This is a genomic window from Anaeromyxobacter dehalogenans 2CP-C, assembly GCF_000013385.1.
In the GTDB taxonomy this organism is placed as follows: Bacteria; Myxococcota; Myxococcia; order Myxococcales; family Anaeromyxobacteraceae; genus Anaeromyxobacter; species Anaeromyxobacter dehalogenans_B.
This window is the reverse complement of the sequence record NC_007760.1, coordinates 889,133-903,964: the sequence shown is the minus strand read 5'-3', so window position 1 is coordinate 903,964 and position 14,832 is coordinate 889,133. Positions and strand designations below refer to the sequence as shown.

12 protein-coding genes are annotated in these 14,832 nt (G+C 77.6%); 4 read left to right on the top strand and 8 right to left on the bottom strand.

The window, feature by feature from the left end:
- Window positions 1-8 precede the first annotated feature (8 nt).
- Entirely contained in the window at window positions 9-1,280 is a 1,272-nt protein-coding gene (gene odhB, locus ADEH_RS04010; RefSeq protein WP_011419840.1) for a 2-oxoglutarate dehydrogenase complex dihydrolipoyllysine-residue succinyltransferase, read from the bottom strand.
- An 18-nt stretch (window positions 1,281-1,298) separates the two neighbouring features.
- A complete protein-coding gene (locus tag ADEH_RS04005; RefSeq protein WP_011419839.1) occupies window positions 1,299-4,118 on the bottom strand; it encodes a 2-oxoglutarate dehydrogenase E1 component in 2,820 nt (939 codons plus the stop codon).
- 58 nt (window positions 4,119-4,176) lie between these two features.
- Here ADEH_RS04005 and ADEH_RS04000 point away from each other — a divergent pair, with 58 nt between their 5' ends.
- The gene (locus ADEH_RS04000) at window positions 4,177-5,325 is read left to right on the top strand and encodes a N5-glutamine methyltransferase family protein (protein ID WP_011419838.1); all 1,149 of its coding nucleotides are present in this window, start codon (window positions 4,177-4,179) and stop codon (window positions 5,323-5,325) included.
- Window positions 5,326-5,412: 87 nt separating this feature from the next.
- Here ADEH_RS04000 and ADEH_RS03995 read toward each other — a convergent pair whose 3' ends face one another.
- Complete coding sequence (locus ADEH_RS03995; protein ID WP_011419837.1) at window positions 5,413-6,540, bottom strand: Acg family FMN-binding oxidoreductase; 1,128 nt, start codon at window positions 6,538-6,540, stop codon at window positions 5,413-5,415.
- Window positions 6,541-6,761: 221 nt separating this feature from the next.
- Here ADEH_RS03995 and ADEH_RS03990 point away from each other — a divergent pair, with 221 nt between their 5' ends.
- The gene (locus ADEH_RS03990) at window positions 6,762-8,081 is read left to right on the top strand and encodes a hemolysin family protein (protein WP_041453309.1); all 1,320 of its coding nucleotides are present in this window, start codon (window positions 6,762-6,764) and stop codon (window positions 8,079-8,081) included.
- 46 nt (window positions 8,082-8,127) lie between these two features.
- Here the strand turns inward: ADEH_RS03990 and ADEH_RS03985 are convergent, their stop codons facing one another.
- From ADEH_RS03985 to ADEH_RS03965, 5 genes are all read right to left on the bottom strand, one after another.
- The gene (locus ADEH_RS03985; protein ID WP_011419835.1) at window positions 8,128-9,141 is read right to left on the bottom strand and encodes an NAD-dependent epimerase/dehydratase family protein; all 1,014 of its coding nucleotides are present in this window, start codon (window positions 9,139-9,141) and stop codon (window positions 8,128-8,130) included.
- A 56-nt stretch (window positions 9,142-9,197) separates the two neighbouring features.
- Window positions 9,198-9,566, bottom strand: a complete 369-nt coding sequence (locus ADEH_RS03980; RefSeq protein ID WP_011419834.1) for a response regulator — start codon at window positions 9,564-9,566, stop codon at window positions 9,198-9,200.
- 90 nt (window positions 9,567-9,656) lie between these two features.
- Window positions 9,657-10,196, bottom strand: a complete 540-nt coding sequence (locus ADEH_RS03975) for a hypothetical protein (RefSeq protein WP_011419833.1) — start codon at window positions 10,194-10,196, stop codon at window positions 9,657-9,659.
- 187 nt (window positions 10,197-10,383) lie between these two features.
- Window positions 10,384-12,234: a molecular chaperone DnaJ gene (locus tag ADEH_RS03970; protein WP_011419832.1), complete on the bottom strand. Its 1,851-nt coding sequence runs from the start codon at window positions 12,232-12,234 to the stop codon at window positions 10,384-10,386.
- A 15-nt stretch (window positions 12,235-12,249) separates the two neighbouring features.
- Entirely contained in the window at window positions 12,250-13,047 is a 798-nt protein-coding gene (locus tag ADEH_RS03965) for a prolipoprotein diacylglyceryl transferase (RefSeq protein WP_011419831.1), read from the bottom strand.
- A 131-nt stretch (window positions 13,048-13,178) separates the two neighbouring features.
- On the opposite strand from ADEH_RS03965, the gene ADEH_RS03960 reads away from it, so the two are divergent.
- On the top strand, window positions 13,179-14,291 hold the full coding sequence (locus tag ADEH_RS03960; protein WP_011419830.1) for a phosphotransferase: 1,113 nt from the start codon (window positions 13,179-13,181) through the stop codon (window positions 14,289-14,291).
- Window positions 14,288-14,797 (top strand): adenylyl-sulfate kinase, encoded by a 510-nt coding sequence (locus ADEH_RS03955; protein WP_011419829.1) that lies wholly within the window; start codon window positions 14,288-14,290, stop codon window positions 14,795-14,797. The genes ADEH_RS03960 and ADEH_RS03955 overlap by 4 nt, the downstream gene beginning before the upstream one ends.
- The last annotated feature ends 35 nt before the right edge of the window (window positions 14,798-14,832 follow it).

The window sequence follows — 14,832 nt, the reverse complement described above, 5'->3', positions numbered from 1 at the left end:
GAGGGCGGTCACACCTCCAGCAGCATCCGCTCCGGATCCTCGATGCACTCCTTCACCTTCACGAGGAAGGAGACCGCCTCGCGGCCGTCCACCAGCCGGTGGTCGTACGAGAGCGCCAGGTACATCATCGGCCGGACCACCACCTGGTCGTCCGCGTCCACCACCGCGCGCTTCTGGATCTTGTGCAGGCCGAGGATGCCGGACTGCGGCGGGTTGATGATGGGCGTGGAGAGCATCGACCCGTAGATGCCGCCGTTGGAGATGGTGAAGGTGCCGCCGGCCAGCTCCTCGAGCGTGATGCGGTTCTCCTTCGCCTTCTTCGCCAGCTCGCCGATGGTGGTCTCCACCTCGGCGAAGGAGAGCGCGTCGGCGTCGCGGACCACCGGGACCACCAGGCCCTTGCCGCCGCCGACCGCCACGCCGACGTCGTAGTGGTCCTTGTAGACGATGCTGTCGCCGCGGATCTCGCCGTTCACGCCGGGGTAGGCGCGCAGCGCCTCGATGGACGCCTTCACGAAGAACGACATGAAGCCGAGCTTCACCCCGTGCTTCTTCAGGAAGGCCTCGCCGTGCTGCTCGCGGAGCGCGAGCACGCGCGACATGTCCACCTCGTTGAAGGTGGTGAGCAGCGCCGCGGTGTGCTGCGCCTCCACCAGCCGGCGCGCCACGGTGCGGCGCAGCGGGGTCATCGCGACCACGCGCTCGCGGGGGCCGGCCACCGCCGGGGCCGCGGGCGCGGCCGGGCGCGTCTCGAGCGCGCGGGCCACGTCCTCCTTGCGGATCACCTGCTCCGGCGTCACGCCCAGCTCGGCCATCATTCGCCGGGCGGAGGGCGGGGCGCGGAAGCCGGCGGGCGCGGCCGGCGCCGGCGGCGCGGCGGGCGTGGGCGCCGGGGGAGCGGCGCGCGCGGGCGGGGCGGCCGCCGGGGCCGGCGCGGCTGCGGGGGCGGGGGCCGGGGCGCCGTCGCCCCGGGCGGCGGGGACGGTGCCGCCGGGCACCGGGCCGGAGCCGAACGGCGAGGCGCCCGCGGCCTGGCCGGCGCCGCCCTCGTCCAGCTCCGCGATCACCTCGCCGATCGCGACGGTGTCGCCGGACTGCCGGAGCACCTTGCGCAGCACGCCGGCGGCGGGCGCCGGGACCGCCACGGTGGCCTTCTCGCTCTCCACCTCCACGACGGGCTCGTCGGCCTGGACCGGCTCGCCCTCCTTCTTGAGCCACGTGCCGATGGTGGCCGTCTGCACGGATTCGCCGATGTTCGGGACCTTGAGCTGGATGGACATGGTGTTCTTCCGGGAGGATCAGTGCTCGTGCGCGGCGGCGCGCGTGTCGGTGCGGTGGATGCGGGGGACGGGGTCGCCGAGCGCCTCGAGCACGAGCTGCTGCTGCTCCAGCTTGTGGCGCGTGGCGGAGCCGGACGCGGGGCTGGCCGAGGGCGGGCGGGAGACGAGGTCGAGGCGCGAGGGCAACCGCGGCGAGAGGTGCAGGTCCACGTAGTCCCAGGCGCCCATGTTGGACGGCTCCTCCTGCGCCCAGACCATCTCGGTGCCGGGCCGGAACGCGGCGATGGCGTCGAGGATCTCGTCGGCCGCCAGCGGGTAGAGCTGCTCCAGCCGGACCAGCGCCACGTGGCGGGCGCCCTGCGCCTCGCGGGCGGCGGCGAGGTCGTAGTAGAGCTTGCCCGAGCACAGCACCACGCGGGTGATCTCGCTCGGGTCTGCGACCGGATCGGCGACGACCGGCCGGAAGCGCGCCTCGGCGAGCTCGCCGATCGGCGACACGGCCTTCGGGTGCCGCAGCAGGCTCTTCGGCGACATGACCACCAGCGGCTTGCGCCAGGGCGAGTAGACCTGGCGCCGCAGCGCGTGGAAGTACTGCGCCGGCGTGGTGACGTTCACCACGTACCAGTTGTCGTCCACCGAGAGCTCGAGGAACCGCTCCAGCCGCGCCGAGGAGTGCTCCGGCCCCTGCCCCTCCATGCCGTGGGGCAGCAGCAGCGCCAGGCCGGAGAGCCGGTTCCACTTCGCCTCGCCCGACGAGAGGAACTGGTCGATGATGACCTGCGCCGCGTTCACGAAGTCGCCGAACTGCGCCTCCCACAGCGTGAGCGCGTCGGGCATCTCCAGGCTGTAGCCGTACTCGTAGCCGAGCGCGGCGGCCTCGGAGAGCAGGCTGTCCCGGATCTCCACCACGCCCTGCCCCTCGCGCAGGTGCGCGAGCGGCGAGTACGGCGTGCCGGTCTGGTGGTCGTAGAGCACCGCGTGGCGGTGGCTGAACGTGCCGCGGCGGCTGTCCTGGCCGACCAGGCGGACGCGGCGCCCCTCCAGCGAGAGCGTGGCGAACGCGAGCGCCTCGGCGGTGGCCCAGTCCAGCGGCCGCTCGCCGCGGCCCATCTCGGCGCGGGCCTCCAGCACCTTCGCGAGCTTGGGGTGCACGTGGAAGCCCTGCGGCACCTGCGTGATCCCGGCCGCCGCCTGGGCGAGCACCGCGGGGGCCACCCCGGTCTCCGGCTCGGGGCCGGTGATCGCGCCGCCCTTGACGCCGGCCCAGAACCCGGCCGCCTCCTGCGCGCCGGGCTGCACCGCGATCTGCGCCGAGGCCTGGTACGCCTCGTCGAGCCGGGCGCGGTACTCGGCGGCCATGGCGTCCACCTCGGCACGCGTGGCCGTCCCCTCGCGCTCCAGCGCCTCGGCGTAGAGCTGCCGGAGCGTGGGGCGCTTCGAGATGGCGCGGTACATCACCGGCTGCGTGAACGACGGCTCGTCGCCCTCGTTGTGCCCGTGGCGGCGGTAGGCCCACAGGTCGATGACCACGTCGCGGTGGAAGCGCTGGCGGAAGTCCGCGGCGAGCAGCACCGCCTGCGCCACGGCCTCCAGGTCCTCCCCGTTCACGTGGATGATGGGGATCTGGAGCATCCGGGCCGGGCCGGTGCAGTAGGTGGTGGAGCGCGCGTCGCGGGGCGAGGTGGTGAAGCCCACCTGGTTGTTCACGATGACGTGGATGGTGCCGCCCACCCCGTACGCCTCGAGCTGCGACATGTTGAGCGCCTCGGCCACGATGCCCTGGCCGGCGAACGAGGCGTCGCCGTGCACCAGCACCGGCAGCGAGCGGACGCGATCGAAGTCGTGGTAGCGGTCCTGCTTGGCGCGCACGCGCCCCTGCACCACCGTGTTGATCCACTCGAGGTGGCTCGGGTTGAACGCGAGCGACAGGTGCACCAGCACGCCGTCCGGCGTCTCGCGGTCGGTCGAGTGGCCGAGGTGGTACTTCACGTCGCCGCCGGTCGCGTTGACGATGGCGTTGTCGCGGAACTCGGCGAAGATCTGGCGCAGCGGCTTGCCGACCACGTTCGCGAGCACGTTCAGGCGCCCGCGGTGCGCCATGCCGATCACCACGTTGCGGACGCCGTGGCCGACGGCCCGGTCCACCAGGAACTCGAGCAGCGCCACGAAGCCCTCGGCGCCCTCGACGCTGAACCGCTTCGCGCCCAGGAACTTCGTCCCGAGGAACTGCTCCAGGCTCTCCGCCTCCACGATCTTGCGCAGGAGGAGCTTCTTCACGTCCGGCGCGAGCGAGAGCCGGTTGCGGGTGCGCTCCATCCGCTGCTCGAGCCAGCCGCGCAGGTCCTGGTCGTGCATGTGGGCGAGCTCGACGCCCAGGGTCCGGCAGTAGGTCTCCTCCAGCCTCGCCACCAGGTCGCGCAGCGTGCGATCGCCGCGGCCGTCCGCGTCGGCGCAGGGCCGGTCGAGGTCGGCCGGCCCGAGGCCGAACGCCTCCAGCGCGAACGGCTCGGCGGGGCGGACGAGGCCCAGCGGATCGAGGTTGGCGCGGAGGTGGCCGTACTCACGGTACGCCTGCACCAGCCGGTCCACCTTCGACTGGAAGGCCGCGTCGCCGCCCGCGCCGGGCGCCGCCTGCGGGCCGGCGGCCCCGTCCGGCCGGCGCCGGGGGAAGGACGCGGGCGCGGGGGCGGCGCCCGGGGCGGCGGGCAAGCCCTCGAAATACCTGCGCCACGATTCGTCCACCGACCTGGGATCGGCGAGCCACGCGTAGTAGAGGTCTTCGACGAAGGAGAGGCTGGGCGCGCTGGGCAGCGCCTGGGGTTCCGGCGGCGATGACATGGCGCGCTCTTCTTAATCCAGACACCCCCCGCCTGGCCGCTCAACCGCACGCGATCCGATGACGCGCACCGATCCGACCGCCGCGGCGCCGCCCGCGGAGCTGGTGTGGCGAGATGCCACCGGGGAGCACAGGGCGCGCTGGGCCTCCGGCTCGGCGCCCCCGCCCGCCCGGCTCGGCCCCGCCGGCGACGCGACGCGCGCCGGCGAGGCCCTGGCCCGGGCCCGGCGGGGCGAGGGCCTGGTCTACGCCGGCGACTACCACAACGCCCGCCAGCTCCTCGCGGCCATGGGGCGGCGCCTGGAGCACCCTGCGCCGAAGGGCGCAGGCCTGGCGGCCGCGTTCCGCGCGGAGCGCGGGCGGATGCGGCTCGAGCACGAGGTGCTGGCCCGGCTGCTCGTGCCGGTCGAGCCCGGGTGGCGGGTCGGCCTGCGGCGCGCGCCGGAGGTGGCGGCGGCCTGCGCCGAGGCCCTCGGGCCGCCGCCGGACGGGCCCGCGCTGCTGCCGCTCCGCGAGCTGCTCGGGGTGGTCGCCGCGCACGAGTGGCGGCGGCGCGGCGTCGAGGTCCCCGCGCTCGGGGCGCGGGTGCACCCGTTTCACGGGGTGTACGCGCCCATCCGGGGCGAGTACGTGGACCTGGTCGCCGCCGCGGCCGCGGAGCGGCCGCTCCACGGCAAGCGGGCGTTCGACGTCGGGACCGGCACCGGGGTGCTCGCGCTGGTGCTGGCGCGGGCGGGCGCCCGGGTGATCGCGACCGACCTCGAGCCGCGCGCCGTGGCCTGCGCCCGCGAGAACGCGGCCCGGCTCGGCCTGGCCGGGCAGGTCGAGGTGGTGGAGGCGGACCTGTTCCCGGAGGGCGTGGCGGACGTGATCGTGTGCAACCCACCGTGGATCCCGGCCCCGGCGCACGGCCCGCTCGAGCGGGCGGTCTACGATCCGGGCGGCGCGTTCCTCGAGCGGCTGCTGCGGGGGCTGCCCGCGCACCTCGCCCCGGGCGGCGAGGCGTGGATCGTCCTCTCCGACCTGGCCGAGCGGCTCGGGCTCCGGCCGCCGGGCGAGGTGGCGCGGCTGGCGGGCGCGGCGGGGCTGGAGGTGGCGGACGTCCGCGAGGCGCGCCCCTCGCACCCGCGCGCGCGCGACCGCGCCGACCCGCTGCACGCGGCGCGCGCCGCCGAGGTGACGCGGCTCCACCGGCTGCGGCGCCCCTGAGAGAGAGAGAGAGGCCCCCTCCTCCCGCTCCCTGGACGGGAGGAGGGGGAGCGGCGGACGCACCCGCGCGGCCCGCCCGCCGCCGACCTATGCCGGCGCGCCTGGCGCGACCGCGGCGGATTGCACCACAGGTGACGCCGGCGGAGCGCGACGGAGCACGAGCGGCGCGGGGCGGAGCGGCACGGCGTCGAGGCGGCGCAGCACCTCGTCCACCGTCCGGCGCGGCGTCGCCCGCACCTCCGGACCGTACCCCAGCCGCAGCAGGAGCTGCGGCATGCCCGGATCGCCCACCGCCTCGCGGAGCGGCCCGCGCAGCCCCTCCTGCTCGATCGGCTGGTTGAAGTAGGCCACGGTCAGGCCGGCCGCCGTGGCGCGCAGCAGGATGCGCTGGAGCGCGATCCCGGCGACCATCCACTCGGCCAGGCCGTCGCGCGCGGTGGAGAGGACGAGCAGGGCCTTGGAGGCGAGCGTGCGGCGGCGGTCGCGCTCGGCCTCGGCGCGGGCCGGGTTGGAGAGCCGGGCCACCAGCGGCTGCAGGCGCGCCGCGGCGTCGCTCATGCCCACCGCGTAGGCCGGCATCCCGTCGCGGCGGCCGCTGCCGCTCGGGTGGATCCAGCCGGCCAGCTCGGCGCGGAAGCGCGGGTTCGCCCACTGCCGGCGATCGCCCTCCGCGACCAGCTCGGCCACGGCGCGGCGCTGGTGCGACTCCACCGGGCGCAGCCAGGCGCCCTCCGCGCGCGCCTCGCGCAGCAGCCGCGTGACCAGGCCCTCCGGCGGCTCGCGGCCGTCGAGCGGCAGCCGGTTGGTGCGGCGGCGCGGGATGGCCTGGAACAGCTCCTCGTCCTCGGGCGAGAGCGCGCGCTGCTCCTCGAGCCGCACGCGCGCCACCAGCCCGTCGCGCCGGTGCGTGCCGATGATCTCGGCCGAGGTCGCGTGGCCGAAGTGCGCCGCGGCGAGGCGCAGGTTCGCGAGGGCCGCGCCGCAGGCCATCACCAGCTCGCGGCCGTCCGGGTCCACCTCCGGCAGCGCGCGCGCGCCGTCGGCGTGGAGGCCGACCTCGTCGCCGCGCACCTCGAACCACCACGGCTGCGTGTTGTGCCGCGAGGGCGCGAGCACGGCGTACGCGAGCAGGAACCGGAGCCGGTCGGCGGGGCCGCCCCATGACGGGAAGCCCCGCGGATCCGGCGCGGGGAGCGCCTGCGCATCGACGAACATGGGTCCCTCCCGGAACACGGGCACACGGGGCTGCGGCGCTGCGGGAGCGTTTCAGGTAAACCTCTTCTCCGCTGGCGGGGAGTCCCCGCCCGGGCGGAGGGCGACCGCCTGCGCGGCCGCGCGCGGGCGCGGTCGCCGAGTCGAGCGGCGGGGGCCCCGGCGCGGCCACCCCGGGGAGGGAACGCCACCTGTACGACACAGCCGTCGAGATCCTGATCGTCCTGGCCCTGGTCGTCGCGAACGGCGTCTTCGCCGGCGCGGAGATCGCGGTCATCGCGATGCGCAAGACGCGGCTCGCCCAGCTCGTGGAGCAGGGCCGCGCCGCCGCGGGCGCGGTGCTGCGGCTCCGCGACGCACCCGAGCGCTTCCTCGCCACGGTGCAGGTCGGCATCACCGTCATCGGCGCGAGCGCCGCGGCGTTCGGCGGCGCGTCGATCGCCGGCCGGCTCGCCCCGGTGCTCGAGCGGATCCCGCCGCTCGCGCCCTACGCGCACCAGCTCTCGCTGGCGCTCGTGGTCGCGCTCGTCTCCTTCCTGTCGCTGGTCCTCGGCGAGCTGGTGCCCAAGTCGCTCGCGCTCCGCGCGCCCGAGCGCTACGCGCTGCTCGTCGGCCGGCCGCTGCTCGGCCTCTCGCACCTGGTGCGCCCCGTCGTCTGGCTGCTGACCGCGTCGTCGAACCTGCTGCTGCGCCCGTTCGGCGACCGGACCACGTTCGCCGAGGCGCGCCTGTCCGCCGAGGAGCTGGAGCAGCTCGTGGACGAGGCCGGCCGCGCCGGCGCGCTCGACGCGCCCACCGCGGAGATCGCCTCGCGCGCGCTCGCCTTCCGCGACCTCACGGCCGGCGACGTGATGGTCCCGCGCAGCCGGGTGAAGGCGCTCCCCGCCGACGCGGGCCAGGAGGACCTGAAGCGGCTGCTGCTCGAGGAGGGCCGGGCGCGCATGCCGGTCTACGACGGCACGCTCGACGACGTGATCGGCTACGTGATGGCGAAGGACCTCGCCGCCATCGCCTGGGAGCGCGAGCTCATCGTGCTCGCCGACCTGGTGCGGCCGGTGCACTTCGTGCCGGAGGGCGCCAAGGCGGTGCACGTGCTGCGCGACATGCAGCGCCGGCGCTCGCAGATCGCGGTGGTGGTGGACGAGCACGGCGGCATGGCCGGGATCCTCACGCTGGAGGACCTGGTGGAGGAGCTGGTCGGCGACATCCTCGGCGAGGCCGAGGAGCCGCAGCCGCTCTACGAGGTCGAGCCCGGCGGCGCCGCGGTGGTGCGCGGCGACGCGCCCATCCGCGAGGTGAACCGCGCGCTCCACCTCGACCTGCCCGAGGGCGAGGGCTACACCACCGTCGCCGGGCTGGTCATCGCGGTGGCCGGCGCGATGCCGGAGCGCGGCGCGCGCCTGCGGCTCGCCGACGGCACCGAGGCCGAGGTGGTGGAGGCCACGCCGCGCGTGGTGCGGCGGGTGCGGCTCGTGCCGCCGCCGCCCGGCGAGGCGAGCGCGGGCGCCGGCCAGGGCGACGGGGCGGCCGGGCCCGAGGCCTGACGGCCCGACGGCGACGCGAGCGCAGCCAGGCGCCGCGGGCGCCGCGCTACCCCGCCAGCGCCCGCAGCTCGGGCGTGTCCGGCCGCAACCGCGCGGTGGCGAGGGCCCAGCGGTAGGTGTCGCGGACCATCTCCTCGAACGGGCGGACGCGGTAGCCCAGCTCGCGCTCCGCCTTCGCCGAGGACGCGAACGTGTACAGCGCGCTGGCGCGGACCAGGCCGCGGCTCGTCCGCGGGCGACGGCCGGCGGCGCGCGCCGCGAGCTCCTGCGCCGCGGCGAACGCGAGCGCCAGCGGCACCGGGACGCGCCGCGGGGGCGGGACGCCGGCGAGGGCGCAGGCGCGGCGGATCATCTCCGACATGGCGAGGTTGTGGCCCGCGAGCAGGTAGGCCTCGCCGGCGCGCCCGCGCTCCAGGGCGGCCACGTGCCCGTCCGCCACGTCGCGCACGTCGCAGAAGGAGGCGCCGCCCTCCACATAGGCGGGGATCCGGCGCCGCGCGAACGCGAGCAGGACCGAGGCGGAGGAGCCGTGGACGTCGCCCGGCCCGAGCACGTAGGCCGGGCGCACCACCACCAGCGGCAGGCCGCGCGCCGCGAGCGCCCGCGCCGCCCGCTCGCCGCGGAGCTTCGAGACGAAGTAGGGCATCCCCAGCGCCTCGGCGTTGCCGGCGGTGGCCTCGTCGGCCACCTCCGGCGCGGGCGTGCCGCCCATCACCGCGGTGGACGAGGTGAGCACGGCGCGCGCCACGCCCGCCTCCAGCGCCGCGCCCAGCACCGACTCGACCGCGCGCACGTTGACGGCCTCGAGCGCCGCCTCCAGCCCGGGCCCGAAGCCCACCACGCCCGCCGAGTGGACCAGCGCGTCGCGGCCCGCCAGCGCCGCGCGCAGCGCCGCCCGGTCGTCCAGCTCGCCGCGGGCCACCTCCGCGCCGGCCGCCTCCAGCGCGGCCGCGTCGCTGCTGGCCCGCGCGTACAGCCGCACCGAGTGCCCGCGCGCGAGCAGGGCGCGCGCCACCGCGCCGCCCACCAGGCCCGTACCGCCGGTGACGAGGACGTTCACCGGGCCGGTCTACCCCGGCCCCGCGGCCGCGACAAGGATCCGCCCGGATGAGCCGGTCACGGGCGCCGCGCGTGGCGGGCCACGGTCTCGAGGAGCTGATCCAGCTCGAACGGCTTCGTGAGGTACCCGTCCGCCACCGGCACCGGGAGCTGCTCCGACGGCAGCGCGGCCGTCATGAGCACCACCGGCAGGTCCCGCAGCGCCGGGTCGGCGCGGAGGGTCTCCAGGAACTGCGCGCCGTTCATCACCGGCATCACGAGGTCGAGCACCACCAGGTCCGGCGGCGCGGACCGGTGCAGCCACTCGAGGCCGGCGACGCCGTTCTCCACCATCGCGACCGTGTAGCCCTCGGCGTCGAGGCACTCGGCCACGCTCTCGCGGATCGCGTCGTCGTCCTCGACGAGCAGGATGCTGCGACCGTTCACGGGATCCCCCACACCGGTCGTTGTAGCACCCCCGGCGGCCGGCGCGGCAGCACCCGGCCCGCCCCGCCCCCGCCTGTGCCCGCGCGCGGGCTAGATGGTGAGCGAGGGCGGCGCCTGGAAGACCGGCGGCGCCGGCGTCGCCGGAACCGGCGGGTGGCCCGGCGGGAGGCGGCGGTCCGGCGGCTCCAGCGCCGGCGCCGGGCGGGACGCGTCCGCCGAGGCGCAGCCGTACGCCTCGCGCACGTGCGCCACCAGCGCGTCGAGGTGCGCGAACGCCCCGCCGCGCCCGCCGCGGAGCGCGTGGCGCAGCTCGGCCGCGAGCTGCGGGTCCTCGAGCATCTTCGCGGAGGTCATGTTCTCGCAGACGTAGGCGGGCGTGAGGCAGGCGCGCGCCATGGCGACGTGCCAGTCGGCCCAGCTGTGCGGCTCGCAGTCGCCGCCGCGCACCCGCCCCAGCACCGGCAGCGCGAGGGCCCCGAGCACCGCCAGCCCGGCGAACGCGACCACGCTCGCCCGCGCGGTGCGGGCGAGCCGGGACGGCCGCCGCACCCGCGGCGCGGCGATCCCGCAGTTCGGGCACGCGCTCGCGCCGGCGTCGAGGGTCGAGGCGCACAGCGAGCAGGTCTTCATCGGAGCCTCCGCGGCGGGCGGTCGCACCCGCTACCTCCGATGTAAGCAATGCCCGGTGGCGCCGCCGTGGACGCCGGCCCCCCCGGTCGGGCAATTGCCGGCCGCGCCCGCCCGACCGCCCTGCGGCGTTGGGGGCAGCGGCGGCCCCGGGCTCGCCCGCGCCGTCGTCTGGCTCGGGGCCGGGGACTCAGGGCCGGAAGCGGCGCTCGATCCGCGAGCGCAGCAGCTCGAGCAGCTCCTCCGCGGTCATGCCCGCCCCGTCGGCGACCGCCAGGCGGAGCGGCCCGCGCGCGCGCACCCGCGCGCCCTTGCCGAGCGGCCCGTCCTCGCCCCGCACCTCGACCGCCTCCGGCGCGAGGTCCACCTCGCACGGCGCCAGGTACAGCTCGGCGAAGCGGCCCCGCAGCCGCCCGGCGGTGAGCGCCTCCGCCTCGTCGGGCAGGAGCTGGAAGCCGATGGCGGTGCCGGCGAGCGCGGCGGTGACCTCCGCCACCAGGCCGAGCCGGAGCGCGTGCGGCGCGAGCGCCTCGAGCCCGTCCACCTCGCCGTAGCGCCAGTAGCTCCGCAGCACCGCGCCGCACGCGGCGCAGGCGATCCCGTGCAGCGCGTCCAGGCCGCGGGTCCGGTACAGGTGCCGCGCCGGCCCGCGCGCGCGGCAGCGCGGGCAGGCCTCCTCCGGCCCGAGCGCGGCGAGCACCGCCCGCGCCACGTTCGCCACCGCCGGCCGGTCGAGCGCGATGCGGACGCCCGCGGCGAGGTCGGCGGCGGCGAGCTGCACGCCGGCGTGGATCTCGCCCCCGCCCTCGCGCGCGCCGACCACGAGGTGGGCCGGGAGCCGCGCGAGCATCCGCGCCAGGTCCGGCGCCCCGGGCCAGCCGGCGCGCAGCGCGTCCCAGCGCGCCTCGAGCGCCTCGGCCGTCGCGATCGCCTCGGGCACGCGCCGGCCGCCCTCCTCGGCGAAGAACGCGAGGCAGGTGAGGGCCACCTCCCACGGCGCCGCCCGCGCCGCGTCCTCCAGCGCCCGCGCCAGCGCCCGCGCCTCGGGGCTCGCGCTCCGCCGCTCCAGCCGCGCCGCGCCCTGCCGCACCAGCGCGCTCTCGCCCAGCGCGTCGAACGCGCGGCGCGCGCCGGTGGGCCCCCGCCGCTCGATGCCGTCCATGGCCTTCCTCCTCGCGCGCGACAGCTCCGCCGCGGCCGCCGCCGCCCGCGGCAGGCGCGCCCGCGCGTCGGCGCGCGCCGCCTCCGCGTCCGCGGCCAGCTCGGCGCGCGTCTCGTCCACCAGGTCGCCGCCGGCCGCGCGGCGCCGCTCCGCCTCGGCGCGGAGCCGCTCGGTGTCGCTGGCGCGCAGCCGGTCGCGCTCGCGCGCCAGCGACGCGGCGATGCGCCGGAGCGTCTCGACCCTGCGCTCGATCCGGGCGAGCCGCTCGGCCTCGTCGATCCCGTCCACCGCCTCGCCCGCGCCGAGCCGCTCGGCGAGCACCTGCAGGCCGGCGAGGTCGCCGCGCGCGTAGGCCGCGTTCACCCGGGCCATGAGGTCCGAGCGCCGCGCCTCCTCGCCCGCGTCGCGCGCGAGATCGGGGTGGAGGAGCCGCGCCAGCCGGCGGTACAGCCGCTTCAGCGCGGCGGCCTCGTCCTCGAGCGGCTCGACCTCGCCGTCGTCGCCTGCGCCGGCCGGCGCGCGCCCGCCCGCGTCCCAGGGCTCCGCCGGCGGGGGCGCGGGCGCCCGGCGATCGCGGCGCGCGCGCTCCGGCGGCGCGCCCGAGCGGAGCCGCTCGGCGAGCGCGGCGAGCCCGTCCTCCAGCGCCTGGAGCGTCCGCACCAGCCGCTCCGCCGCGGCCAGCTCCGCGAACGCGTCGCCGAGCGCGCGCTCCCACCGGTGCGCGAACGCCGCCAGCTCGGCCGAGCACGCCTCCAGCTCGCGATCCAGCGCGCCGATCTCGTCGAGCAGCGCCCGCAGCCGGGCCTCGGCCAGGTCGGCCGGTCCGGGCGGCGGGGCGGGGAGCCGGGCGAGCCCGAGCGCTCGCTCGCGAGGGGACATGCGCCCCCGGTTCTATCACCGGCGGCCGACGCCGGTGGAGACCCGGACCCGCTCCTCGTCGGACGGGCGCCGCGCGAAGCCCCACACCGCGTAGGCGACGAGCGCCACCGCGAAGTACTGCGCGAACGTGAGGCCGAGGTGGCGCGCGTCGGCGTAGGACACGTCGGTGGCGCGCAGGAAGTCGAGCAGGAACCGCCCGATCCCGTACACGAGCGCGAGCAGGGGCAGCAGGCGGCCGCGCAGGACGTCGCGGCGGTGCAGCGCCCACAGCACCGCCCCGAGCGACAGCAGCAGGATGGCCTCGTAGAGCCCGAGGTCGTGGCGGGGGCCGTCCGGGAACCGGACCGCCAGGAAGAAGTCGGTGAGCCGGCCCGGGTGATCGTGCACCGTGAAGCAGCCCACCCGCGCGATGCCCCAGCCCGGCGCCACGCCCAGCGCGAACGCGTCGGCGTAGGCGGTGAAGCGGACGCGCTTGCGCCGGAAGTAGACCGCCGCGGCGATCATGCCGCCGGCGAGGCCGCCCATCGACGAGAGGCCCTCCCAGAACTTGAAGATGCGCAGCGGGTCCTGCAGCTCCTCCGGGTGGTAGAAGAACAGGTGCGCGAGGTGCCCCACCACCACGCCGGCCAGCACCCCCACCACCGCGAAGTCGAGGATGACCTGCGGGTCCTTGCCGAGCTGCTTCGCGCCGCGCGCGGACAGCTGCACGGCGGCGAGGATCCCGAGCGCGGAGAGCACGCCGAAGGACTGGAGGGTGAACGGGCCGAGCGAGGCGCTGGGGAGCTCGAACCAGGGGATGATCGCGAGGGGCATCGGCGCAGCTTTACCTCCCGGACGGCCGGCGGTCCACGCGAAAGCCCACCCTCCGCGGCACCCCGCCGCGACCCGGCGGGCGGCGGCGCCGGGCCGCCCGCGCGGGCCTATCCTCGGGGCGGAGGTGGCCCATGGCCCCGACCATCCCGCGCGCGGAGGCGCTGGGCGCGCTCGCCGCCGCGCTGTTCCCGGGCGGCGCGGTCGCGAGCATCGAGCCGCTCGGCCCGGACGCCGGCGGCGACAAGGCGGTCGGCTACGGCCGGCCGCTGCGCGTGACGGTGCGGCTGCCCGGCGGCGAGGAGCGGCGCTTCGTGTTCCGCACGCAGGCGCCCAACGAGTTCGGCCACGACCGGCGGGCCGACCGCGCCGAGGGCGCGCTGCTCGCGTACGACCTGTTCGGCCGCTTCCCGCGCCACGTGCGCGCGCTCGACGTCGGCGCGGTCGCCGCCGACGGGCGCCTGGTGTCGCTGGGCGGGGCGGGCGAGTTCTGGCTCGCCACCGGCTGGGCCGACGGCACGCTCTACGCGGACGATCTCCGGCGCGTGGCCGCGCAGGGCGCCGGGCCGCTCGACCGGGCCCGGGCGGACGCGCTGGTGGACTACCTCGTGCGCCTGCACGCGGAGAAGCTCGAGGACCCGGTGGCCTGGCGGCGCGCGGTGCGCGACCTGCTCGGCCACGGCGAGGGGATCTTCGGCCTGGTGGACGCGTACCCGCCGGACGTCCCGGCGGCCCCGCCGGCGCGGCTCCGGGCCCTCGAGGAGCGGTGCCTGGCGGCGCGCTGGGCGCTCCGCGCGCGGGCCGGCCGGCTGGCGCGGACGCACGGGGACTTCCACCCGTTCAACGTGGTGTTCCGGCCGCCCGGCCCGGGCGAGGACGGCACCGGCTTCACGCTGCTCGACGCCTCGCGCGGCGGCGCCGGCGACCCGGCCGACGACGTGGTCGCGCTCACGGTGAACTACCCGTTCTTCGCGCTGGGCCACCCCGGCGCCTGGGCGGGCGGGCTGCGCGACCTGTGGCGGCGCGCCTGGGAGCGCTACCTCGCCGGCAGCGGCGACCGCGCGGTGCTGGAGACCGCGCCGGCGTACCTCGCCTGGCGCGCGCTGGTGCTCGCCTGCCCGCGCTTCTACCCGCACCTGCCGGCGCCGGCGCGCGACCGGCTCCTCGGGCTGGCGGAGCGGACGCTCGACGCCGGGCGGCTCGAGCCGGGCGAGGCGGACGCGCTGTTCGCGGCGGAGGGCGCATGAGCGGCGCGGTGGTGTGGGTGACCGGGCTCCCCTCCTCCGGCAAGAGCACCTTCGGCCGGGCGCTGGTGGCGCGCGTGCGCGCGGCGGACCGGCCGGCGGTGCTGCTCGACGGTGACGCGGTGCGCGCCGCCCTCTCGCCGGCGCCGGGCTACGATCCGGCCGCGCGCGCGGCGTTCTACGAGACGCTCGGGAACCTGGCGCTGCTGCTCGCCGGCGAGGGGCTGGTGGTGGTGGTGGCCGCGACCGCCGGGCGGCGCGTGTTCCGCGACCGCGTCCGGATCCGGGCCCCGAGGTTCGTGGAGGTCTGGATCGACGCGTCGCCGGAGGCCTGCGCGGCGCGGGATCCCAAGGGGCTCTGGGCGCGGGCGCGCGCGGGCGGCGCCCCGGAGCTGCCGGGCGGCGGCGCGCCCTACGAGCCGCCGCGCGCGGCGGAGGTGGTGGCGCGGGGCGGCGGCGAGGACCGGGAGGCGCTGGCCGCCGCGGCGGCGCTGCTCGAGGACGGGTAGCTCGAGCCGCACCCGGCGCCGCTCCCCCCCGGAAG